The sequence below is a fragment of the Polaribacter sp. WD7 genome, assembly GCF_003335085.1.
GTDB lineage: Bacteria > Bacteroidota > Bacteroidia > Flavobacteriales > Flavobacteriaceae > Polaribacter.
In genome coordinates this window covers 126,092-150,768 of the sequence record NZ_QPEJ01000015.1, presented here as the reverse complement: position 1 = coordinate 150,768, position 24,677 = coordinate 126,092, and the positions used below count along the sequence as shown (strand labels likewise).

22 protein-coding genes are annotated in these 24,677 nt (G+C 30.1%); 17 read left to right on the top strand and 5 right to left on the bottom strand.

Translation table 11 applies throughout. The features are described 5' to 3' along the window. Positions 1-203: 203 nt before the first annotated feature. The 5 genes from DUT90_RS03225 (at position 204) to DUT90_RS03205 (ending at position 6,913) form a co-directional block, all read left to right on the top strand. Complete coding sequence (locus tag DUT90_RS03225; protein ID WP_114425632.1) at positions 204-2,066, top strand: ABC-F family ATP-binding cassette domain-containing protein; 1,863 nt, start codon at positions 204-206, stop codon at positions 2,064-2,066. A gap of 333 nt (positions 2,067-2,399) precedes the next feature. Further along, positions 2,400-2,645 carry a hypothetical protein gene (locus DUT90_RS03220; RefSeq protein ID WP_114425325.1) on the top strand — a complete coding sequence of 82 codons (246 nt, stop codon included), beginning with the start codon at positions 2,400-2,402 and terminating at the stop codon, positions 2,643-2,645. Between the two features lie 57 nt (positions 2,646-2,702). Beyond that, positions 2,703-3,488: a GLPGLI family protein gene (locus DUT90_RS03215; RefSeq protein WP_114425323.1), complete on the top strand. Its 786-nt coding sequence runs from the start codon at positions 2,703-2,705 to the stop codon at positions 3,486-3,488. Positions 3,489-3,621: 133 nt separating this feature from the next. After that, entirely contained in the window at positions 3,622-4,254 is a 633-nt protein-coding gene (locus DUT90_RS03210; RefSeq protein WP_181858134.1) for a GLPGLI family protein, read from the top strand. Beyond that, on the top strand, positions 4,247-6,913 hold the full coding sequence (locus tag DUT90_RS03205; protein WP_258848491.1) for a TonB-dependent receptor: 2,667 nt from the start codon (positions 4,247-4,249) through the stop codon (positions 6,911-6,913). Before DUT90_RS03210 ends, DUT90_RS03205 begins: the two co-directional genes overlap by 8 nt. On the opposite strand, the gene DUT90_RS03200 is transcribed toward DUT90_RS03205, so the two are convergent. Further along, positions 6,910-7,626: a 3'-5' exonuclease gene (locus DUT90_RS03200; RefSeq protein ID WP_114425320.1), complete on the bottom strand. Its 717-nt coding sequence runs from the start codon at positions 7,624-7,626 to the stop codon at positions 6,910-6,912. The two genes, DUT90_RS03205 and DUT90_RS03200, sit on opposite strands and share 4 nt — an antisense overlap. A 92-nt stretch (positions 7,627-7,718) precedes the next feature. Between DUT90_RS03200 and DUT90_RS03195 the strand changes: the two genes are divergently transcribed. From DUT90_RS03195 to DUT90_RS03170, 6 genes are all read left to right on the top strand, one after another. Further along, a complete protein-coding gene (locus tag DUT90_RS03195; RefSeq protein ID WP_114425318.1) occupies positions 7,719-8,942 on the top strand; it encodes an acyloxyacyl hydrolase in 1,224 nt (407 codons plus the stop codon). A gap of 29 nt (positions 8,943-8,971) precedes the next feature. Further along, positions 8,972-10,276: an anthranilate synthase component I family protein gene (locus DUT90_RS03190; RefSeq protein ID WP_114425316.1), complete on the top strand. Its 1,305-nt coding sequence runs from the start codon at positions 8,972-8,974 to the stop codon at positions 10,274-10,276. Between the two features lie 4 nt (positions 10,277-10,280). Then, the gene (locus DUT90_RS03185; RefSeq protein WP_114425314.1) at positions 10,281-10,517 is read left to right on the top strand and encodes a hypothetical protein; all 237 of its coding nucleotides are present in this window, start codon (positions 10,281-10,283) and stop codon (positions 10,515-10,517) included. Positions 10,518-10,539: 22 nt separating this feature from the next. Beyond that, the gene (tilS, locus tag DUT90_RS03180) at positions 10,540-11,868 is read left to right on the top strand and encodes a tRNA lysidine(34) synthetase TilS (protein WP_114425312.1); all 1,329 of its coding nucleotides are present in this window, start codon (positions 10,540-10,542) and stop codon (positions 11,866-11,868) included. A gap of 194 nt (positions 11,869-12,062) precedes the next feature. Further along, positions 12,063-14,645 (top strand): phosphoenolpyruvate carboxylase, encoded by a 2,583-nt coding sequence (locus DUT90_RS03175; protein ID WP_114425311.1) that lies wholly within the window; start codon positions 12,063-12,065, stop codon positions 14,643-14,645. A 219-nt stretch (positions 14,646-14,864) separates the two neighbouring features. Further along, on the top strand, positions 14,865-16,400 hold the full coding sequence (locus tag DUT90_RS03170) for a YifB family Mg chelatase-like AAA ATPase (protein WP_114425309.1): 1,536 nt from the start codon (positions 14,865-14,867) through the stop codon (positions 16,398-16,400). Positions 16,401-16,464: 64 nt separating this feature from the next. Here DUT90_RS03170 and DUT90_RS03165 read toward each other — a convergent pair whose 3' ends face one another. The 3 genes from DUT90_RS03165 to DUT90_RS03155 form a co-directional block, all read right to left on the bottom strand. Further along, positions 16,465-17,574 (bottom strand): DUF2911 domain-containing protein, encoded by a 1,110-nt coding sequence (locus DUT90_RS03165; protein ID WP_114425307.1) that lies wholly within the window; start codon positions 17,572-17,574, stop codon positions 16,465-16,467. A 101-nt stretch (positions 17,575-17,675) separates the two neighbouring features. Then, positions 17,676-19,106, bottom strand: a complete 1,431-nt coding sequence (locus DUT90_RS03160) for a DASS family sodium-coupled anion symporter (protein WP_114425305.1) — start codon at positions 19,104-19,106, stop codon at positions 17,676-17,678. Positions 19,107-19,134: 28 nt separating this feature from the next. After that, positions 19,135-19,605 carry a DUF1569 domain-containing protein gene (locus DUT90_RS03155; RefSeq protein ID WP_114425303.1) on the bottom strand — a complete coding sequence of 157 codons (471 nt, stop codon included), beginning with the start codon at positions 19,603-19,605 and terminating at the stop codon, positions 19,135-19,137. 30 nt (positions 19,606-19,635) lie between these two features. On the opposite strand from DUT90_RS03155, the gene DUT90_RS03150 reads away from it, so the two are divergent. Continuing rightward, positions 19,636-20,235, top strand: coding sequence for a hypothetical protein (locus DUT90_RS03150; RefSeq protein ID WP_114425301.1), 600 nt, complete (start codon positions 19,636-19,638; stop codon positions 20,233-20,235). Positions 20,236-20,266: 31 nt separating this feature from the next. Here the strand turns inward: DUT90_RS03150 and ahcY are convergent, their stop codons facing one another. Next, positions 20,267-21,580, bottom strand: a complete 1,314-nt coding sequence (ahcY, locus tag DUT90_RS03145; protein ID WP_114425299.1) for an adenosylhomocysteinase — start codon at positions 21,578-21,580, stop codon at positions 20,267-20,269. Between the two features lie 64 nt (positions 21,581-21,644). Here ahcY and DUT90_RS03140 point away from each other — a divergent pair, with 64 nt between their 5' ends. The 5 genes from DUT90_RS03140 to arfB all read left to right on the top strand — a co-directional run bounded on the left by DUT90_RS03140 (position 21,645) and on the right by arfB (position 24,675). Then, positions 21,645-22,271 (top strand): 4'-phosphopantetheinyl transferase superfamily protein, encoded by a 627-nt coding sequence (locus DUT90_RS03140; protein ID WP_114425297.1) that lies wholly within the window; start codon positions 21,645-21,647, stop codon positions 22,269-22,271. Between the two features lie 63 nt (positions 22,272-22,334). Next, positions 22,335-23,087, top strand: a complete 753-nt coding sequence (locus tag DUT90_RS03135) for a geranylgeranylglyceryl/heptaprenylglyceryl phosphate synthase (RefSeq protein ID WP_114425296.1) — start codon at positions 22,335-22,337, stop codon at positions 23,085-23,087. Between the two features lie 3 nt (positions 23,088-23,090). After that, on the top strand, positions 23,091-23,723 hold the full coding sequence (pnuC, locus tag DUT90_RS03130; RefSeq protein ID WP_114425294.1) for a nicotinamide riboside transporter PnuC: 633 nt from the start codon (positions 23,091-23,093) through the stop codon (positions 23,721-23,723). Then, positions 23,684-24,271 carry an AAA family ATPase gene (locus DUT90_RS03125; protein WP_114425292.1) on the top strand — a complete coding sequence of 196 codons (588 nt, stop codon included), beginning with the start codon at positions 23,684-23,686 and terminating at the stop codon, positions 24,269-24,271. Before pnuC ends, DUT90_RS03125 begins: the two co-directional genes overlap by 40 nt. Further along, entirely contained in the window at positions 24,271-24,675 is a 405-nt protein-coding gene (gene arfB / locus DUT90_RS03120) for an alternative ribosome rescue aminoacyl-tRNA hydrolase ArfB (RefSeq protein ID WP_114425290.1), read from the top strand. Before DUT90_RS03125 ends, arfB begins: the two co-directional genes overlap by 1 nt. The last annotated feature ends 2 nt before the right edge of the window (positions 24,676-24,677 follow it).

The window sequence follows — 24,677 nt, the reverse complement described above, 5'->3', positions numbered from 1 at the left end:
TGGTATGTCTCTCACGGTTTTCGGTGATAAAAAAATTCCCCCATTTTCAGGGATTGACAAGTACCTAACACTACACTATCTTTACAACAGCATAACGTCATTTAATAAAGTCCCCCAAAAAACCCTCCTAAAAAGTTAAATGATTTCAAAAACCCAAGTTTCTACTTGGGTTTTTTGTTTCTTTGTCTCCAAATTTTATTTCTGTGAATTATTTAACTGTAGAGCGTATTTCTAAATCTTATGGAGAACGTGTTTTATTTGAAGACATTTCTTTTGGAATTAATAAAGACCAAAAAATTGCCTTTGTTGCTAAAAATGGTAGTGGAAAAACATCAATTTTAAATATTATTGCGGGTTTAGACACCCCTGATAACGGACAAATAGTTAGTAGAAAAGGTATTTCTATTGCATATTTAGCCCAAAAAGACAATTTAGACACCAATTTAACCATAGAAGAAACCATTTTTGCTACAGATAATAAAATTTTATCTATCGTTAATCAATATGAAAAAGCGTTAGAAAACCCAGAGAACACAGAAGCCTATCAACTTGCTTTTGAGCAAATGGAGCAATACAATGCATGGGATTTTGAAACCCAATATCGTCAAATATTATCCAAATTAAAACTAGATAATTTAACTTTAAAAGTAGGCAAATTGTCCGGTGGTCAGCGCAAAAGATTGTCTTTGGCTATTGTTTTAATTAACAAGCCAGATTTGTTAATTTTAGATGAACCTACCAATCATTTAGATTTAGAAATGATTGAATGGTTAGAAGCTTTTTTTGCTAAAGAAAAAATTACCTTGTTTATGGTAACTCATGATCGATATTTTTTAGAGCGAGTGTGTAATGAAATCTTAGAATTAGATCAAGGAAAAATTTACAAATACAAAGGTAATTACTCTTATTATTTACAAAATAAAGAAGAGCGTTTGGCTTTGGAAGCCACCAATTTAGGTAAAGCAAAAAGCTTATTTAAAAAAGAATTGGATTGGATGCGAAGACAACCCAAGGCAAGAACCACAAAATCGAAATCTAGAATTGATGATTTTTTTGAAATCAAGAAAAAAGCACATCAACGAAGACAAGACCACCAAGTACAATTAGAAATTAATATGGAACGTTTAGGAAGTAAAATTCTAGAACTACATAAATTGTATAAGTCTTTTGATGACAAAAAAATACTTGATGGTTTTGATTATGTTTTTAAACGAGGAGAACGCATAGGTATTATTGGAAAAAACGGAACAGGAAAATCTTCTTTTTTAAATATTATTACCCAACAAATTCCTTTAGACGCAGGAAAAGTTGTTGTGGGTGAAACCGTAAAATTTGGCTACTATACCCAAAAAGGAATTAATATAAAAGAAGGCCAAAAAGTAATTGAAGTTGTAAAAGAGTTTGGAGAAGAAATACCACTAACAAAAGGTAGAAGAATTTCTGCAGCGCAATTACTAGAACGATTTTTATTTGATAAAAAAAAACAATACGATTTTGTAGAAAAATTATCTGGAGGAGAACAAAAACGTTTGTATTTGTGTGCCGTCTTAATTCAAAACCCAAATTTTTTAATTTTAGATGAGCCTACCAACGATTTAGATGTTGTTACTTTAAATGTCCTAGAAAACTTTTTATTAGATTATCCTGGAAATTTAATTGTAGTTTCACACGATCGTTATTTTATGGATAAAATTGTTGATGCTTTATTTGTTTTTAGAGGTGATGGAGTTGTAGAAAATTTTCCTGGTAATTATTCTGATTTTAGAAGCTACGACAATTCTAATCCCTATGAAAAAGAAACAATTGTTGAATCAAAAGTAGAAAAAACCCAAAAGAACACCACTAAAAACACCTTAAGTTATAATGAAAAGAGAGAGTTTGGAGCTCTAGAGGATGAAATTGAACGACTACAAAATCAAAAATCAAGAATAGAAAAACAGTTTTTAAACGTAGAGATTGCTCCTGATGATATTGCAAAAAAATCAGAAGAATTACAAAACATTATTGTTGCTTTAGAGCAGAAAGAAGAGCGTTGGCTAGAATTGTCTATGAAAATGGAAGGTTAATTTGCAGAGTGGGCAATATACAGTCTCCAATAACTAAATAATTTTAAAAATATTATAGAACTTTTCTAAGTTTTGTCTGCGTATATAGTCATTTTTTAAATAAAAGTGAGGTTTTTCTTTTCGGATTCTTTTTTTTTTTACATTTATTTCGTTTTCAGGAAAGAAGTAATTGCCCTTTCTTAAAAACTTGCTAGCGAAAAGAAGAAGGCTTATAAAAAATTGCGCACCTTCTTTTTTAAAATTTATTGAACTTTTACCAAGATTTTTCTTGGATGTTTATATGGATTTTTATGTCCTGTACTAACTTAAATTTTAAATATTAAATTTTTAAAAATGAAGAAATTATTTTTTTCGATGTTGACTCTTGTAACATTTGCATTTATGAGTTTTACTAATATATCTAATACAAACAAAACGGCAAATATTCTGAGAAACCAAGAAACAAGCATTGATGTTGAAAGATGTGTAAGAGAATGCACTTATCTTGTGAATACACGAACAGGTGAAAGAAGATTAAAAGGTTGCACTGACTGGACTTGTGATGGAGGTAGTCTTGATGAAGTTATAATTAGAGCTTAAATTAAATCGGATTGTCTAAAAATGATTTTTAGACAATCCTTATTTTAAAACACAATTATGTTAAAAATTCAGATTCAGTTATTTTTCTTCTTTTTTTCAACAGCAATGTTTACACAAAATTTTTGTGGAAAAGCTATCTACAAAATTAAAGGCTATATTGAATTGAACTATGAAATGAACTTTGACAAAAATAAATCATTTAATTTACAAATAATAAGAGAAGAAACTAATTTTAAAAACAAAGAGGAAGTTGTTATCAAAAATAGTGGCAATGTACAAAAAAATACTATCCTTGGCTCAAAAAATATAAAACCTGCTTTCTTTTTAAACAATAAAAATGATTTTTATTATAACTCTGAATATATAGATGGAAGTATAGACATTATTAAAGAAAATATGAGTAAATGGTCTTGGAAAATTTTACAAGAAAAAAAGAAAATAGGCGGTTTCGTTTGCCAAAAGGCAAGAACAAAATTTAGAGGAAGTAATTTTACAGCTTGGTTTACAACAGAAATCCCAGTTCCATTTGGTCCCTGGAAATCAAAAGACTTACCTGGGTTAATTTTAGAACTATATGATGACAATGGTTTAACACATATGAATGCTACCAAAATTACAATTGAAAACAATAAAAAATGTAATTTTGATTACGCAGAAAAAATTGACCTCACAAAGGCTATCTCAATTCCAGATTTTTTAAAAAGAGAAAAACAAAAAGATATTGCTTATTTCAAACAACTTAACGCAAAATTACCAAAAGGAGCTAAACGATTTATTATTGGTTCAGAATGTGAAGACTGTCCAAAAGACATAAAACTCGAAAACTTTGAAGTGGAAAATTAGTATACTTTTTATATTTTCCTTTATAAAAATAGTATCTCAACAACATAAGATCTATAGTAAAATAAACTACAAGCAAACTAAAAATTTTGTTTACGAACGTATAGATTTTTTTTAACTTAATATTAAGCAGCCATTGGTCTTTTTACAAAGAAATAAATATAAAAAAACTGATAATAGAAACTTAAATGAGAGCAATACTAAAAGGACAACTAATACTATAATTTCTGGTAGAAAAAACTTAATACCAAGATATTTTTACAATAAAAAAGAAAATTTCTTATTTAAAGATATACATAACGATAGTGATTTTGTGGTTAAAGATGAACCTAATTTCCCTAATTGGACATTTATAAACAAAATGAAAATAATTAGTAATCTAAAAACTCAAAAAGCAACAACAGGTTTTAGGGGTCGTATTTATATAGCTTGTTACACGACAAATATCCCTTTACCTTTTGGTTCATGGAAAACAAGAGGTTTGCCTAGTTTGACACTTGAATTACAGGAAAATACAGGAGTTTTTAGCATCATTGCACAAACCATTTTAGTTGATAAACAACAAAAATGCGAAAAACCAGCAGTTGATAAAGAAATTACAAATGCCATAAGTATTGAAATGTATTTAAAAGAGTTAGATAAATTAGAAGGCCTTTTCTTTGAAAAATTTTCAGATAAATTACCCAAAGGTTCAAAATCTTTAAAAAGAGCTAAAAATTGTGAAGATTGTGATAAACAGAGATTAGAAATATTTACAGATTTTGAATAAATCAATTGGCTTTTTCTTTTTGTTTGTAATTATTACTTTCAATAGTTTTTCCCAAAAAAACATAAAAGGTATTATTTATGATAACTTAAAAAAAGAACTCACATTTGTAAATATTGTTTTAAAAGACTCACTAAACAATATTACTTCATACACCTATTCTAATGATAAAGGAACTTATATTTTAGAAACAGACAAAACAGGCGATTTTATCCTAATTTTTTCTGCTTTAGGATACAAAACTGTAAAAATTCCTATAACCATAACTAAAGAGACAAAAACGTTAACACAAAATGTAACTTTAGAAGAACAAACCTTTGTGCTTAAAGAGGTAATTATAGAAGCAGAAAAACCCATCAAAGTAAAAAAAGATACGGTTGAAATTGCTGTTAGTAAATTTTTAGACCCTAACGATGCGGCTGTAGAAGATTTACTCAAAAAAATACCAGGAGTCACTGTAGATAGTGAAGGTACTATAAAAGTTGGTAACCAAGAAATAGAAAAACTTATGATAGATGGTGACGACTTTTTTGAAAGAGGTTATAAAATCCTTTCTAAAAATATGCCTCCAGACCAATTAGAGAAAATACAAATACTACAAAAATACTCTAACAATCGATTACTCAAAGACATAGAAGAAAGCGATAAAGTTGCCCTAAACTTAGTCTTAAAAGAAGATGCTAAAAGACAATGGTTTGGCAACTTCTCAGCCAATTATGGTTTGGTTTCTGAAAATAGATATGAACTCAAGACCTATGCTATGAATTTTGGGAAGAAAAACAAATACATATTACTAGCCAACTTTAATAATTTGGGTTATGATGCTACAGGTGACATCAACCACTTAATACGACCTTTTCGTTTTGGAGAACCTGCTAGTATTGGCGACAACCAACAAATGCAAAGTTTACTCAGCTTGCGTTTTGGACAAGGTAATTTTAAAAAAAGTAGAACCAATTTTAACAATGCTGAGTTGATTTCGTTGAATGCCATTTTTAATCCTACCAAAAAACTAAAAATAAAAACGCTCGGTTTTTTCAATTGGGATGAAAATGACTTTTTTCAAAATACCTCAGAGACTTTTACTGCCAACAACACCAACTTTACCAATACAGAAGACTATACTGTAAGAAACACCAAGCAAATTGCTTTTGGAAAGTTAGACATTACCTATAACTTTTCTCAAACACAAATGTTAGAAGCCATCTCCAAATACAATAATGGCGACTTTTTTGACAATACGAATTTATTATTTAATAGTAACTCAACTATTGAAAATTTACAACATCAAAATACGCTTTTTAACCAAAAAATAAGTTACACAAACAAGTTTACAGATAAAAAAGTATTATTACTCACAGGGCGTTTTATCGATGAAAAAGCACCACAATCGTATCGTATTAATCAGTTTTTTTATGAAGATTTGTTTCCCAATCAAATCAATGCTGATAATGTTCAGCAACAAAGTGAAGACCAACTGCTTTTTGCTGGCATCAATGCGCATTTGTTAGATAGAAAAGAAAATGAAAACTTGTTTGAGGTACAAATTGGCAATGAATTTAGACAAGATAAATTGATTTCTGAGTTTTCATTGTTAGATGATGATACTATTGTGAATAATCCAACTGATTATCAAAATAATACAACTTACAGTGTAAATGATTTATACATCAAAACAAAATACTTATTGGCGTTGAATAAGTTGAAATTAGTTGGAAATTTAAATGTTCATCAATTGTTTAATAGACTACAAACCAATCAAATTGATGAAAATCAAAATACACTTTTCATTAATCCAAGTTTTGGTGTAGATTGGGAAATCAATTCTAAGAATAAGTTAACGACTTCTTATGCTTTCAATAGAACAAATGCTAGAGTATTAGACGTATATCCCAATTTTGTATTGACAGGTTTTCGAAGTTTCTTAAAAGGTACCGGAACATTTAATCAATTGGATGCCTCAAGTTTGACTTTCAATTATCAATTAGGAAATTGGAGTGACCGATTTTTTGCAAATACATTTTTTATTTACAGTAAAAATCAAGATTTCTTTTCTACCAATAGCATCATCAATCAAAACTTTACACAAACAGAAAAAATAGTTATAAAAGACCGAGAATTCATAAGTGCTGATACGACTATTGATTACTATTTTAAATGGATAATATCAAACTTAAAACTCAATTTAGGATATTCTCAAAGTCAGTTTAAGAATATTATCAACAATTCTGATTTACGAAATGTATCTTCTATAAATTATAATTACGGTTTTGAGTTACGCTCTGGTTTTAGTAGTATTTTTAATTATCATTTTGGAACAAAGTGGATAACCTCTGAAATACGAACGACAATTAATAACTCATTTACAGATAACAATATTTTTTTAGACTTATCCTTTATTTTTAATGATAATTTTGATGTAGAACTACAAGCTGAACGTTACTTCTTTGGCAATTTACAAACCGACAATACGTATTATTTCTTAGATTTTGAAGCAAGGTATAAACTCTTCAAAAACAAAATGACTTTAGGTTTGGTTGGAAAAAACTTATTTAATACTTCCCTTTTTCGAAACTTTAATATCAGTGATTTTGGAAGTTCTACTGTAGAATACAAATTACTACCACGTTTTGTAGTTATAAAATTAGAGTATCGTTTTTAAACCCTAACAATATCAGTTTCACTCAACAATTCCTCATTATTAAAACGCAAGAGAATTTGAGCAACTGCAATAGTATCTTTTTCGCAGTACTTTACAATTCGTTCTAAGTCTTGTTCTTCATAATACACTTTAGCCACTTCGCTCCCATCAATATCGTCTTTGGGTGATGGTATTCCTAAAATACTGGTCAATAACTTTAACGAAGTGTAGTGTTTATAATCTCCAAATTTCCATAATTCTAAGGTATCTAAATGTGGAACATCCCAAGGTTTTTTTCCAAATAAATTGAGTTTTTTTGGTAAAGCTATTTGATGTATAATCATTCTTCTAGCAAGAAAAGGAAAATCAAATTCCTTACCATTGTGGGCACATAAAATAGTATTCTTTTTAGTAAAATGTTTGTCTAACAGCTCTTTAAAATCTTCCAATACTTTATGCTCATCATCCCCAAAAAAAGAAGTAATTCTTAGCTGTTTTCTGGTATTTACCTCTACAAAATATGCTACTGAAATACAGATTATTTTTCCAAATTCTGCCCAAATTCCTGCTCGTTCATAAAAGTCTTCCACACTTATTTGGTCTTTTCTTTGGTATTGGGTTTTTTGCTCAAAAAGTACTTGGTTTTCTTTAGAAAGGGCTGTCCAATTTTCCGCTTGCGGTACAGTTTCTATATCTAAAAACAAAATATCAGTAAGTTTCTGTGGTAAGTTCATAGCATACAAATTCTTTTTCTTGTTTAAAGATATAAGATTTACCTAAAACTACAACACTTTTTTCTTTTTAAAGTTTAGCGTACTTTTAACAAATGAAAAATAAAATTTTACTTGTAATTATTATTTTTTCAATCAATAGCTATAGTCAAAAAGAAAAACTACCAAACACCCAACTTTCAGACTTTTTATCTAAATCATACTACAGTGTTAATCTTGGTGGTATTTTTTATCCGTTTTCTAATGACAATTTAAAAAAGGAGTTTGCAACAGAAACATTTAGTAAAAATGCTTTTTCTGGTAGAATTATATTTTTAGGATACAAAATAAAACCAAATTTAGCTATTCAATTTGGGGTAATAAGACCTGCTTCTTGGTTTAAGTATGACAATATTAATAATATTGGTTATGACAGAAGTGTTTGGATAAATGCTTGGTCTTTGTCATTAAAAAAGAACCTTTATCTAAGCAACAAATTATCTTTTTATGTAGAAGCTGGCCCTGTAAATGTGAGTAGAATAGGTTTTGAAATTAACAACGAAGAAATTTATTCAAGCACCCGTTTTTTTAGCTTACTATACGGTGTTGGACTAAATTATAAATTTAGTAAAAAATGGAGGTTAGCGTTAAACAGTACTTTTATACCAAAATCAGACAAGGAAAATCAACCTGCCATCTCTCAGTTTTCTCTAGGTTTTGAATACCATTTGCAAAAAAAATCTGATGACGAAGCTATAGAAATTGCAAAAAAACAAGAACATTATTTTCCAAAAAGTATTTTACAAATAGGTTACGGAACAAACAAAATTGGTTACGGTGTAAATAGGTTTTTAAGCATGAATACCACCATAGGTAATTTTGAAAGTTTTGGAATTCCTGTTTTCTGGTTGGGTAAATTAAAAACCACAAATTCTTTTTCGGTTACCTATCAAAAAACTGCATACAGGTCTAAAAAACATTTTTCTTTAGATTGGGGAGTTAGCGCCACAGCGTTTCAAACAGAAGCTAGCAATGATGCTATTTACGCTTTTTCCATCTTTCCTGTTTTGCGTTTTTATTTGTTACGTAAAAAGAACTTTGATATGTACACCAATTATTCTATCATAGGGCCAACATATTTAACAAAAAGTAATATTGATGGCATTAATACGGGACCTAAAATTACTTATCAAGACAAAATAGGATTAGGCTTTTTCTTAGGAAAACAAAGAAAATATAATTTTGAAATGCGAATAATGCATTATTCAAACGGAAATATTTTTACAAACAATGCAGGAATTGCAGTTCCTATTCAATTCACATTCGGAAAGACTTTTTAACCAATAAGATTTGTATTTTTGCAGTACATATGCAAAGAACTACAAGAACTTTTTCTGTTGCTACTATTGATGATTTTAAACACAATCTTTTGTGTTGGTCTCAAGAGTTTGAAAACATCATTTGGTTAGATTCTAATCAATACAAACAACAATATTCTAACTTTGATTGCGCTTTGGCTGCAGATGATTTTACTTCTATAAAGACAGACTATCAAAACGCTTTTGAAAAACTAAAAGAATATCAAGAAGTTACTAAAGATTATATTTTTGGATACATTACTTATGATGTTAAAAACGATGTAGAGCAACTTTCATCGTCAAATTTTGATGGATTAAACTTTCCAGACTTGTATTTTTTTCAACCCAAAAAACTCATTTTTATTAGAGGCAATCAGGTAGAATTTCAATACTTATCTATGGTTGATGATGAAATTGAATCGGATTTTAAAATCATACACCAATTTAAAAAACAAACCATCTTACCTTCTATAAACACTATTAAGATAAAACTAAGAATTCATAAAGATGAATACCATGCAAAAGTGACAAAAATTTTAGAGCATATTCATAAAGGAGATATTTACGAAGCCAATTTTTGCCAAGAGTTTTATGCTGAAAATAGTGAAATTAATCCGATTGAAGTTTACACACATCTTAACGAGATTTCTGAGCCTCCTTTTGCTTCTTTTTTAAAAATAGACAACCATTATGCCTTATGTGCATCACCAGAAAGGTATCTAAAAAAAGAAGGAACTAAAATTATTTCTCAACCCATAAAAGGAACTGCAAAACGACTAATTAGCCCAATAGACGACGTCAAAATTGCAAACGATTTGATGCGTGATGATAAAGAACGTGCAGAAAATGTGATGATTGTAGATTTGGTTAGAAATGATTTGTCTAAATCTGCCAAAAAAGGAACTGTATATGTTGAAGAACTTTGTAAAGTATACGCTTTTAAACAAGTACATCAAATGATTTCTACAGTAGTTTCTGAGATTGATGAAACCAAAACAAACCCAATAGATGTTTTACAAGATACATTTCCTATGGGAAGCATGACAGGCGCACCAAAAGTTTCTGCTATGAAAATTATTGAGCATCTAGAAGAAACCAAACGCGGTTTGTATTCTGGAACCATTGGTTACTTTACCCCAAACAATGACTTTGATTTTAATGTAATTATTAGAAGTATACTGTACAACCAAGAAAAAAAATATATTTCTTATTCTGTTGGAGGAGCCATTACTGCAAAATCAAAACCCGAAAAAGAATACGAAGAATGCTTGCTAAAAGCAAAAGCGATGAAATATGTTTTACTGAATTCTAAATAGAATTATGATTGTAAATAAAGACCTACTTTTTAAAAACACCTTACATTCTTTAAAAGAAAAAGTTACAGAACAAACTATGTTTACCGCTTTTTTAAAAATATACCCTGAAGAGTGGAAACAACTTAAAACCAACTTTTCTAAATTTAATAGAAGTAAGCAATTTGGTAGAACTATTCCGCTACCAAAGCCAGAAGTTTTCCTTAAAAAAGAGATTCGTGTTTGGTTAAAATCTCAAAAATAAAAATGGTATTTTTGGATAAGAGATGCAACAACAATTTACACATCATATTCGTGCAAAATTTCCTTTTTTAAAGGACCAAAAATTACTGATTGCAATTTCTGGCGGGATTGATTCTGTGGTTTTAACCCACCTATTGCACAAAGAAGGATATCAAATAGCTTTAGCACATTGCAATTTTCAACTACGAAAAGAAGAAAGCACTTTAGATGAAGTTTTTATTAAAGATTTAGGAAAATCTTTAAACATTGCAACATATTGCATTCGATTTGAAACAACTAAATTTGCCCAAAAGCAGAAATTATCTACACAATTAGCAGCCAGATCATTACGATACAATTGGTTTCAAAAACTATTAAAAGAAGAACAATTTAGTTATGTTTTAACCGCCCATCACGCAGATGACAATTTAGAAACTTTTTTAATTAACCTAACTAGAGGTACAGGTTTGGAAGGTTTAACAGGTATTCCTGCAATAAATAACACAATTATTAGACCTCTTTTACCTTTTTCACGTACAACTATTTTAGCTTATGCTAAAGATAAAAATATTGAATGGAGAGAAGATAAAAGTAACGCATCTACAAAATATATCAGAAATAAAATTAGACACCAAGTCATTCCTATTTTAAAAGAAATCAATCCTAGCTTGTTAGATTCTTTTGCTAAAACTATAACGTATTTACAAGATAGTCAGGAAATTATAACAGATAAAATACAAGAGGTTTCTGAAAATGTAGGACATTCTGAAACATTGGATTTAGATAAAAAAAATTGTAAACTTGATATTCAAAAAATCAATCAACTTTCCAATCCAAAAGCATATTTATATCAACTTTTAAAGCCCTATCATTTTACAGAGTGGAATGATATCTACAAGCTACTTTCTGCACAATCTGGTAAACATGTTTTTTCTAAAACGCATGTTTTACTTAAAGATAGAGAATTCTTAATTCTATTCAAAAAATCAGAAAATAGTGCTTCTACTGAAATTGAAATCCAAAAAAATCAAATTGAGCTCACTAATCCTATCCATCTAAAATTAGAAGAATGTCAATACCAAGAGCTGCAAGACAAACAAAGTATTTTTATAGATACAAGTAAAATTCAATTTCCTCTAAAACTTAGAAAGTGGCAAAATGGAGATATTTTTTATCCCTATGGAATGGAAGGTAAAAAGAAAGTAAGTAAATTTTTTAAAGATGAAAAGTTTTCTCTTTTTCAGAAACAAAATACATGGCTGCTCTGCAATAATAACAATGCTATTATCTGGATTGTTAGTTACCGAAAAGACCGTAAATTTTTGGCAACAAAAAACACTAAAACTGCTTTAAAAATATCTTTTTTAGGCTAAAAACAGTATTTCTTTGTTTTTTATTTTTTGTTTGAATAAAAACAAAAACTAAGATTAAAAATAGAAAATGAACATTTCACTAAAAACTCCTCATATTAATATATTTTTCTCACTAAAAACAACTGATTATTGATAAAAAGTTAGGTTCTATGATTTTCGTTTTTTGTAATTTTAAAATGTAAAATCAACCAATTATGAGTAGTTTACCTAAGTTACAAAGATTTAATGAAAATGTACTTTCTAAGTATCAAATTTACAATAGTATTTTTATAACGTTGCCTTTTGATACTATAGATGATACAGGAGTTTTATTACCCCTTTTGCACAAAGTTTGTGAAAAAGGTTTTGATTTAAATAAAAATCCGACAGAAATTGTAGAACATTTTTTTAAGAAATATCAAGAAAATCCAACAGAAAAAGAAAAAACAGACTTATTATTTCGTTTTATTCAGTTTATAGAACGCCAAGTTGTTTTGTTTGACGCTATAGAAGATGCTGCTTTTCCTATTGTAAATAATATGGATGGTTTTGGAACCTTAAGAAGCTCTAAAGAATCTGCCACTTTAAGCAATAAAAAAGATCAACTAAGAGCCTATTTAGAAGACTTTAAGGTAAGAATAGTATTAACTGCACATCCTACTCAATTCTATCCTGGTAGCGTTTTGGGTATTATTACAGATTTAGATAAAGCCATTCAAAATGATGATTTATTATTGATTAAAAAATTACTAGCTCAATTAGGTAGAACTCCTTTTTACAAAAAAGAAAAACCTACTCCTTTTGATGAAGCCGTAAGTTTGGTTTGGTATTTAGAACATGTTTTTTATCACTCTGTTCCAAAGATATACAATTATATTCAGCATCATGTATACGATGGTAAACCTATAGATAATGAAATTATTGATTTAGGATTTTGGCCTGGGGGAGATAGAGATGGAAACCCTTTTGTAACTACAGAAATAACCTTAAATGTAGCAGAAAGATTACGTCAAACTGTATTAAGAAGCTACTACAGGGATGTAAGACGTTTAAAAAGAAGATTCACTTTTGACGGCGTTCAAGACATTTTAGCAAGAGTTGAAAAACGCTTGTATAAGCATGTTGTTAGAAGTTACACTAAAGTAAATTTCTCTCAAAAAATTCTTTTAGAAGAATTATATGCAGCCAGAGAAATTATTGTAAATGAGCATCAATCTTTATTTGTTGAAGAGTTGAATGACTTTATCAATAAAGTAAGAATTTTTGGATTCCATTTTGCAACTTTGGATATTAGACAAGACAGTAGAGTGCATCACAAAGCTTTTGTGCAAATCGTAAAAGATTTACAATCTCAAGGAGACACTACTTTTCCTGAAAATTATCTAAGTCTTTCTGAAGAAGAACAAATAAAAATCCTTTCTGTAGTGAAGGGAAGCATAGATTCTAGCATTTTAACAGACGATATTTCTGTTAAAACTATAGAATCTATTTATGCTCTAAAAACCATTCAGCAAAGAAATGGAGAACGCGGTGCAAACAGGTATATTATAAGTAATAATCAGACAGCATTAAACGTAATGGAAACGTTTGCAATGTTAAATTTATGCGGTTTTGAAAATGAATTGCCTGTAGATGTTATTCCGCTTTTTGAAACCGTAGAAGATTTAGAAAATGCAGAAGAGGTAATGCGTACACTATATTCTAATAGGGTTTATAGACACCATTTATTAAAAAGAAAAAATAAGCAAACCATTATGTGTGGCTTTTCTGACGGAACAAAAGATGGTGGTTACTTGATGGCAAACTGGGGAATTTTTAAAGCAAAAGAAGCCTTAACTAGAGTTTCTAGAGAATATGATATAGAGGTAATTTTCTTTGACGGACGTGGAGGACCTCCTGCACGTGGTGGAGGTAAAACACATCAGTTTTATGCTTCTTTAGGACCAACTATAGAAGATAAAGAAATACAATTAACGGTACAAGGACAAACTATTAGCTCTAATTTTGGTACTGTAGATTCTTCTCAATATAACTTAGAACAACTGTTAAGTTCTGGTATTAAAAATGATATTTTTACCAAAGACCAGTTAAACGAAGAGCATAGAACGTTAATGAATGACTTGGCTGATATAAGTTACAAAAGTTATGTTAACTTTAAAAATCATCCTAAATTTTTACCGTACTTAGAGAAAATGAGTACCTTAAAATATTATGCGAAAACAAATATTGGTAGTAGACCAAGCAAACGTTCAAATTCTGATACGTTAGATTTTTCTCAGTTACGCGCTATTCCGTTTGTAGGAAGTTGGAGCCAATTAAAACAAAATGTTCCTGGTTTCTTTGGCGTGGGTACAGCTCTCAAAAAATATGAAGATGCTGGTAGATTTGATGAAGTTGTAGAATTTTACAATGCCTCAGATTTCTTTAGAACACTATTAGAAAATAGTGTTATGAGTTTGACAAAATCTTTCTTTGGGTTAACAGCGTATATGGCAGAAGATGAAGAGTTTGGAGAGTTTTGGACATTGATTTACGAAGAATATAAAACTACAAAAAGATTACTTCTAAAATTAACTGGTCATACAGAATTGATGGAGAATTTCCCTGTAGGAAAAGCTTCTATAGAAATTAGAGAACGGATTGTTTTGCCTTTATTAACCATACAGCAATATGCATTAAAAAAGATACAAGAACTTCAGAAATCTGAAAATATGGATACTGATAAAATTGAAATTTACGAAAAAATGGTAATGCGTTCTTTGTTTGGAAATATTAATGCAAGCAGAAATTCTGCTTAATATTTTCATTCGAAACACAAATTTTTAAAATGATAGTTATTGTATGCTCCTTACGTACATAACTATCATTTTTTATATCTATTTCAATATTTACATATCCTACAAACCCATAAAAAAATTTAAACTTAAAAAAAAGATTCTTGTAAGAACAGAATTTAACTCATTTGTATTTTCAAAAAACTTAATCTTGACTAATTTTCTTTATCTTTAAAGAAAAAAATGCTAGTAAAAGTTCATGGTTCTGCCGTCTTTGGTATAGAAGCCACTACCATTACTGTTGAAGTTAATATTGATAAAGGAATTGGTTATCATTTAGTAGGTTTACCCGACAAAGCTGTAAGTGAGAGTTCTTATCGAATTTCTGCCGCTTTAAATAACAATAACTACAAACTTCCTGGAAAGAAAATCATTATTAATATGGCTCCTGCAGATATTCGAAAAGAAGGTGCTGCTTATGATTTAACCTTAGCTGTGGGAATTTTAGCAGCCTCAAATCAAATTCAATCCAACAACATTAAAGATTATGTTATCATGGGCGAACTTTCTTTAGATGGAAGTTTACAACCCATAAAAGGTGCTTTACCCATTGCCATAAAAGCTAGAGAAGAAGGTTTTAAACATTTTATTCTCCCTAAAGAAAATGCAAAAGAAGCTGCTATAGTTAACGATTTAGAAGTTTTAGGGGTTGATACTATTTTAGAAGTCATCCGTCATTTTAATGATGATAAAAAAATTGAACCAACAATTATTGATACAAGAGCAGAGTTTTACAAACATATTGATTTCCCTGAGTTTGATTTTTCTGATGTAAAAGGACAAGAATCTATAAAACGATGTATGGAAATTGCTGCTGCTGGTGGTCATAATATCATTTTAATTGGTCCTCCTGGTTCTGGAAAAACCATGTTGGCCAAAAGGTTACCTTCTATATTACCACCAATGACATTGCATGAAGCTTTAGAAACTACAAAAATTCATTCTGTAGTTGGTAAAACAAAAGAAAACGGATTAATGGTACAACGTCCGTTTAGAAGTCCGCATCATACCATAAGTGACGTGGCTCTTGTTGGTGGCGGACAATATCCGCAACCAGGTGAAATTTCATTATCTCATAACGGTATTTTGTTTTTAGACGAACTGCCCGAATTTAAAAGAAGCGTTTTAGAAGTAATGCGACAACCTTTAGAAGATAGAGAAGTTACTATTTCTAGAGCAAAATTTACCATTACGTATCCGAGTTCTTTTATGCTAGTAGCAAGTATGAATCCTAGTCCTTCTGGTTTTTTTAACAATCCAGATTCGCCTATGACTTCATCTCCTCAAGAAATGCAACGTTATTTGAGTAAGATTTCTGGTCCGTTATTAGATAGAATAGACATTCATATTGAGGTGACACCTGTTCCTTTTGATAAACTATCTGATGATAGAAAAGGAGAATCATCAGTAGTCATAAGAAAACGAGTTACTGCAGCAAGAGAAATTCAATCTCAGCGTTTTTTAGGTTTTGACAACGTTCATTACAATGCACAAATGAATGTAAAACAAATTCGCGCATTTTGTAAATTATCCAAAGAAAGTTTATCACTTTTAAAGACAGCTATGGAAAAACTGAACCTTTCTGCCAGAGCTTATGACCGCATTTTAAAAGTAGCAAGAACTATTGCGGATTTAGCAAATTCTAAAGATATTTCTCCAGATCATATTGCTGAAGCTATACAATACAGAAGTTTGGATAGAGAGGGTTGGTTAGGGTAAAATTATCAACACAAAAAACCCATGGTTATCTCATGGGTTTTTTAGAATATCTAAAGAACATTTTCTAATTAATATCCTCTCCTTTTTTTAACTTTTCTATCTCATTATTCAAACGAGTTTTAAAGTTTGCAGGCGCTATTTTTAAAGATGCGTTAGCAGCCTTTATCGCTTTTTTAAAGTCTCCTTGAGAAGAATAAACTCTTGTTAAACTATAATTTGAAGGAAATGCTCCGTCATATTTTTTTACGTTTGCTTTGGCAATTTTTAATGCTATCTTTTTTTCTCCAGCAGTGATTAACTGATTTACCAAACCATAAGTTTGATTATTTGTGGCATGTGTAGCAGCTTTTTGCATAGACGCAATAGCTTCCTTATTTTTCCCTTGCTTCATTAAAATTTGTCCTTTTAATGATAAATTTGAAAAATTTTCTTTGCTAAAGAAATTACCCTTAATAGATGCATTTGTCCACTCTAAAGCCTTTTCTAAATTACCAGCTCTAAATGCATATCCTGCAGCTTGGTCCCAAGTGGTTTGTTGAAATCCTTTAGGATTTCGTAAATCGTTCTCAATACCTGCCATTACAATATCAGTTACGGCTACTTCAATTTTAAAAGGAATTCTCTTTTTGCCCCAGTGCAAAGATGCAATAGTAGCGTTTGCCTCTACGGTATTAAATTCATAGGTCAACAGCTCTTTGCTTTCTTCAACATCTTTAGAGGTTACTTCTACTCTAAGTACATCTTCAGATTCGTCATAATAATAACTTCCCCAAGAAGTTGTGTTAGAAGATAAAACTATGGTAACTGTTCCGTCTTCTTTAGGTGCCATAAACAGAGCATATTTGCCAGCTTTCACATCTTTTCCTTCTAATTTTACATCATGTGCAAACGCTATTGTTGTGTTATAATCAGCTCCTGCTCTCCATGGTGCAGATTTAGAAGTACCAAAACCCAAATTATTAAAGCCATAAGGCACCAAAGCTCCCCATATTTTTCTACCTCTAGTTAACGGTCTATTGTAATGAATGGTAATATCTGTAATACCAACACGTTGCGTTACTTCTGCTTCTTGACTTCTTGCAGGAAGTGTAAGTTGTGCTGTTGTTTCATTAGCGAAAAGGAAAGACAAACCTAACGCTAAAAACCATAGGGTTTTACTTGTAAAAAATTTCATTGTAGTTTTATTTTAATTAAAATGGCAATTTACAATCTCTGCAAATGCAGTATGTGTTATAAGTACGTTAAAATTTTATAGCCTAAAAAAGTTTAACTAATTTAAAAAAACAACGGAATCACAAATTGATAATACAAAATTAATAAACCAACTGCAATAAGGTTTAAGACAACTCCTGCTCTAACCATTTGATTTACTTTTACATAACCACTTGCAAAAACAATTGCATTTGGTGGAGTTGCCATTGGCAGCATAAATGCACAACTACTTGCCATGGTTACAGGAATTAATAAGTTTAAAATTGAGATATTTAACCCAATAGCTATTCCTGCTACAACTGGAGCTAAAACGGCTACCAAAGCCACATTACTCATCAATTCTGTCATAAACAACATCAAAACAATTAATAAAGAAACCGTAAGCAAAATAGGGAAATTTCCTGCTGCAATGGTATCAGTAATTAATGCTACCAAACCAGAAGAAGCCATTCCTTTGGCGAGTGCTAAACCCCCTCCAAATAACAATAAAATTCCCCAAGCTAATTTGCTAGTATCATTCCATTCTAAAATAAAATCTCTTTTTTTAAAACTCATAGGAATTGCAAATAAGGAAACTGCACCTATTAAACTAATAATAGTATCTGACAATTTCAATTCAGTAAAAACACTATTGATTAATGTTCTTGTAATCCATAAAAAAACAGTGATTGCAAAAACAGTTAACACTCGTTTTTCAGTTTTGGAAATTTTACCTAGTTTCTCAACTTCTTCGTGAATTAAATTGGCTGAGGATGTAAACAGAATACCTTTACAAGGAAACATCCATTTCACAAGTACAAAATAAACAGTAGTGATCATTATCATTGAAAATGGCAATCCAAAACTCATCCACGTTAAAAAAGATATTTGAATATCATACTGATTTTCTAATAGTCCTATTAAAACAGAGTTTGGTGGTGTTCCAATAACCGTTGCTATTCCACCTGCATTTGCTGCAAAAGCAATACCTAACATTATGCTTAATGCAAAGTTTTTATCGCGTTTTGTAAATCCGTCTTTGTCATCAATTAAGAGTTTAATCACAGAAATTGCAATCGGTAACATTACAACTGTACTTGCTGTATTGCTAATCCACATACTCATAAAAGCGGTTGCTAGCATAAAGCCTAATACTACTCTTTCTGGAGTTGTACCCGTAAATTTTACAATGTTTAAAGCGATTCTTTTATGCAGATTTACTTTCTCTAAAGCCAAAGCCAATACAAAACCTCCAAAGAATAAAAAGATAATAGGACTGCCATAATTGGCACCAACATCTGCAATGGGCATTACTTTTAACAAAGGGAATAATAGTAAAGGTAATAAAGCAGTAACAGCAATGTGAACTGTTTCTGTAATCCACCAAATGACCATCCAAACAGCAACCGCTATAACTGCATCTCCTTTTTCTGAAACCAATGTAACTGGTAGAAAATGAATAATGATAAATAAAATGGGACCAAGTAATAGGCCTATTTTTTTAGTTAGTTGCATTTTAGTAGATTAATCTTTGGCAAAATAACTATTTCAAAATATTTTTTATAATTTTTAAATGATGATTTGTGTGTACATTTAAAAAAGTTAGTACCCTTTTTTTGTTAACATTCCCAAACAAAGGATGTTTAAAAAAAGCATTCGTATCAAGTTTTTCTATTTTGTTGATATTCTCTTTTGCTAATTTTAATTGAGATGCAATTTCTTCTTTTAAAACAACATTTGGTGGCAGTACGTATTTTGGTGCTTTGGCTTTCCCTTTTGGAAAAAAGTTGAGGCTTAATAATAGTTTACCCAAAAACTTAAAATTATCTTTATATAAGTTTGGGTCTGATTTTTCCATTGAAGAAACCACAGTGTTTATGACTTTTAAACTATGGTCTAAATGCCAACCTACAGTGGCTTTAGAAATTTTTAAATTCTTTTTCTCAAAATCTGAAATGTAATTTTCGATTGAATTTAATTTATTTTCTAGGGCTGATATTTTTGTATCTTTCATTTTGAAATTTTAGGCAAAATACAAACTATAATGGATTTATCATTCAAAGTACACTCTTCTAACTTAAAAGATTTAATTTCTATATATAACGATTCTATCAAAATTAGAGAATCAAAAGAAAAAGAATTTATTGAGGAATATTTAGAAAATAGAAAAGATGATACTTTTAAAAACTTATCACTTTATAAAAATAATTTCAATTGGATTTTACTTCATTCTCTATTCATATCAAGTTTTTCCTATTTTGAAAATTTTATGAGATCGGCAGCAAAATTCGCGGAAAAGGAAAATAATTCCAAAATAAAAATTTCAGATATAAATGGTAAAAATAATATTGATAAGTATAGAAAATATCTAAACCTAATATGTAAAATTGAAAACGCAGAAAATCAAAGTAATAATTGGATTAAACTAATGGGTTTTAATAGTGTTAGAAACTGCATAATTCACGAGTATGGAATAGTAAAAAAACCAATAAAAATAATGTCAGAATATAATATTTATTTTGGTCCAAGTTGCAATATGATTAGAATGAGAAATATAGATTTTTTGGTAGATTTTGTTGAAATCGCAATTAACTATATGGATAAAATAAACGAAGAATACAAAACAAAAACCTCTCAAAATTGAGAGGTTTTAAATATTAAAAAATCAATAAAGATTAATACCTATAATGCTCTGGCTTATAAGGTCCTTCTACAGTTACACCAATGTATTCTGCTTGATCAGAACGTAATTCTGTTAACTCTACACCAATTTTTTCTAAGTGTAATTTTGCTACTTTTTCATCTAAATGCTTTGGTAACATGTATACTTTATTTTCGTAAGCATCTGCGTTGTTCCACAATTCTATTTGAGCTAAAGTTTGGTTGGTAAATGAGTTACTCATTACAAAACTTGGATGACCTGTTGCACAACCTAAATTTACCAAACGTCCTTCTGCTAAAATGATAATATCATTACCATTAATAGTATATTTATCTACTTGAGGTTTAATTTCTACTTTGGTATCACCATAGTTTTCATTTAACCAAGCAATGTCTAATTCATTATCAAAATGCCCAATGTTACAGATAATTGTCTTGTCTTTTACGCCTTTAAAGTGTTCTGCAGTTACAATATCTTTATTACCTGTAGTAGTAATAATAATATCTGCATTACCCATAACAGTTTCTAATTTTTTTACTTCAAAACCGTCCATGGCTGCTTGTAATGCACAAATAGGATCAATTTCTGTAACTGTAACAATAGAACCTGCACCTTTAAAAGAAGCTGCTGTACCTTTACCTACATCTCCATAACCACAAACAACAACTCTTTTACCTGCTAACATAATATCTGTTGCTCTTCTTATTGCATCCACAGCAGATTCTTTACAACCGTATTTGTTATCAAACTTAGATTTTGTAACAGAATCGTTGATATTGATTGCCGGCATTGGTAACGTTCCGTTTTTTACACGCTCATATAATCTGTGAACTCCTGTGGTTGTTTCTTCAGATAAACCGTTAATTCCTGCAGCCAATTCTGGATATTTGTCTAAAACCATATTGGTTAAATCTCCACCATCATCTAAAATCATATTTAATGGTTTTTTGTCTTCACCAAAAAACAAAGTTTGCTCTATACACCAATCAAATTCTTCTTCGTTCATTCCTTTCCAAGCATACACTGGTGTACCAGCAGCAGCAATTGCAGCAGCAGCTTGGTCTTGTGTTGAAAATATGTTACAAGAACTCCAAGTTACCTCTGCCCCTAAAGCTTGTAAAGTTTCTATTAAAACTGCAGTTTGGATAGTCATGTGCAAACATCCTGCAATTCGTGCTCCTTTTAAAGGTTGAGCGTCTCCATATTCTTCCCTCAAACTCATTAGCCCTGGCATTTCTGCTTCTGCCAATTCAATTTCTTTTCTACCCCAATCTGCTAAAGAAATATCTTTAACTTTAAATGGTACGTATGCTGTAGTTGCACTCATATTTATGTATATTTATATTCTATTTTTTGAGATTGCAAAGATACGACATCCTTTTTAAAATAATATGGCACTTTATAAAACTTTAACGGTTAATCCTACAACTAAAGTATTGATTTGGAAGATTGAAGAGACAGTTGACCAATTGAAACATGGCATTACTTTATCTGAAAACAGCGAGTTACGGTTACAATCAATGAAATCTGAAATTCATCAAAAAGGTTTTTTATCTATTAGACACTTGCTAAATATTATTGGGTTGACAGATGCTGACTTACAATATGATGAATTTGGAAAACCTCATTTAAACCAAGGAAGGTTTATTTCGATTACACATTCTTTTAATTTTACTGCTATCATTTTTTCTAACAAAACTGAAGTTGGTATTGATATTGAAAAACAGCGTGAAAAGATTTTAAAAATAGCACATAAATTTACTCCAATTGAAGAATACAAAACGATAGCTAACGTTGATGCTATGATTTCTAAATTGACCATTGTTTGGGGTGCAAAAGAGAGTTTGTATAAAATTTATGGTAAGAAAAAACTGTTGTTTTTACACCATATTTATATTGATAATTTTAAATTTGATGATGGTAAAACTTCGGGTGAAATTCGGTTTAATGGTGATAAAAATTCTTATACTGTTGAATTTTTAGAGTTTGAAGGTTTTACCTGTGTTTTTGCATATTAAAAATAGTTGTAAAGTCTAGTGGTAAACTGTTAGTTAGAGTGTTTTTCTGAAGAATAAGGAAAAATGTATAGAGAACTTCTTATTTTCGCATTCGTGAACATCTACAAAAACATTGTACAAGCCAAAAAAGAGAACAAAAAACTTTTGGCTGTTTTAATTGATCCTGAAAAGATTGAAATTAACACTATTCCTGCTTTTTTTGAAAAAGTGCATCAATCTATAACAACACATATTTTTGTTGGTGGCAGTACAGACATACACAACCAAACAGAAAAAGTTGTTTCTGCTATTAAACAAGTTACTCATTTACCTGTACTTTTGTTTCCTGGTGATGTGTCTCAAATTACAAACAAAGCAGACGGAATTTTATTTTTAAGCTTGCTTTCTGGCAGGAATCCTGAATATTTAATTGAGCAACAAATTAAAGCAGTTCCTGTTTTAAAAAATACAGATTTAGAAATTATATCTACAGGATATCTTTTAATTGATGGCGCTAAAGAAACAGCAACTCAAAAAGTAAGCAATACCAAACCCATTTCTCAAAATAATCAAGAATTAATACTACATACTGCTCTTGCAGGAGAATTATTAGGGCAAAAACTTATGTATTTAGAAGCAGGAAGTGGCGCTAAAATACCTGTAGAAACCGCTATTATTACCACCGTAAAAAACAATGTATCTATTCCTCTAATTGTTGGTGGTGGTATTCGCAGCAAACATCAATTAGAAAATGCTTTTAGTGCAGGTGCAGATCTAGTGGTTATTGGTACTGCTTTTGAAAATGACGCGCGTTTTTTTGAGCAATTAAAAAAATAAGAAATGTCTGCAATTTTAGATTTCTTTTTTCAGCAATATAATACTTACGAGACTGTAGATATTGTTCTTGAAATTATTGCTGTAGTCTTTGGTTTTTTATCGGTTTGGTTTTCTAAGCAAAATAAAATTTGGGTATTTCCTACAGGCATGGTAAGTACTTTATTATTTGTTTATCTACTCTTAAAATGGCAACTTTTAGGAGATATGATGATAAACGGATATTACTTTGTTATGAGTATTTACGGTTGGTATATTTGGACTCGAAAAGTAGACAAAACCAGTGTTACTCCTATTTCTAAAACTACTAAAAAAGAACAAAAAACAGCTGCATTTATATTTATAGCTACCTTATTTTTTGTTTATTTGGTCTATTCTACGTTTGATAAATGGACAAACTGGGTAGCTTATGTAGATACATTAACCACAGCAATTTTCTTTGTAGGTATGTGGTTGATGGCAAAACGTAAAATTGAAAACTGGGTATTTTGGATTGTAGGAGATATAATTTCTGTTCCTTTATATTTCTATAAAGGATTTACGTTTACAAGTTTTCAGTATTTCGGTTTTACTTTTATTGCTATCTTTGGGTATATCTCATGGAAAAAAAGCTTAATCAAGAACCCAACAACATTGTAAAAATTGTTCTTTTTGGACCAGAATCTACGGGAAAAACTACACTTTCTCGCGATTTAGCTCGCCATTACAATACCGTTTGGGTACCGGAATATGCGAGAACATATTTGCAAGAAAAATGGGACAATGAACGTAAAATTTGTGAAAAAGAAGATATAATTCCGATTGCTATTGGTCAAATGAATCTAGAAAATAAATTGACTAAAAAAGCTAATACAGTTTTAATTTGTGATACAGATTTGCTTGAGACCAAGGTATATTCTCAGGAGTTTTATGATGGTTTTGTTGATAAGCGCTTGGACGAAGCCGCTAGAAAAAACCAATATGATCTTTATTTTTTGACGTATATTGATACACCTTGGGTTGCAGATGATTTACGTGATAGACCCCAACAACGTTTAGAAATGTTTACTGCTTTTGAAAAGGCGTTAAAAGAACACGACAGACCTTACATTGTATTAAAAGGTACTAAAACACAACGTTTACAAAAAGCAGTAAAGGCAATTGACAGATTATTATCTGGTTTTAATTTCGCTAACCCACTTACGTAATGAACACAGAAACACTTTTAAAAGAAATTACATTTAAAGCTATTAGAAGTTCTGGTGCTGGTGGGCAACATGTAAATAAAGTTTCTTCTAAAATAGAGCTGACTTTTGATTTAGAAAACTCTGCTGCTTTATCTATTCAAGAAAAAAGTTTATTAAAAACCAAATTACAATCTAGATTAAGTAAAGAAAATGTTTTAATTACCTTTTGTGATGAAACTAGATCTCAACATAGAAATAAAGACATCGCAATTGCTCGTTTTTTAACAATTATAAAAACTAATTTAATTCTTCCAAAGCAAAGAAAAAAAACAAAACCTACTAAAGCAGCTATTAAAAAAAGAATAGAAGCTAAGAAAAAAGTTGGTGTTAAAAAAGCGTTGCGCAAAAAACCACGACTCGATTAAAA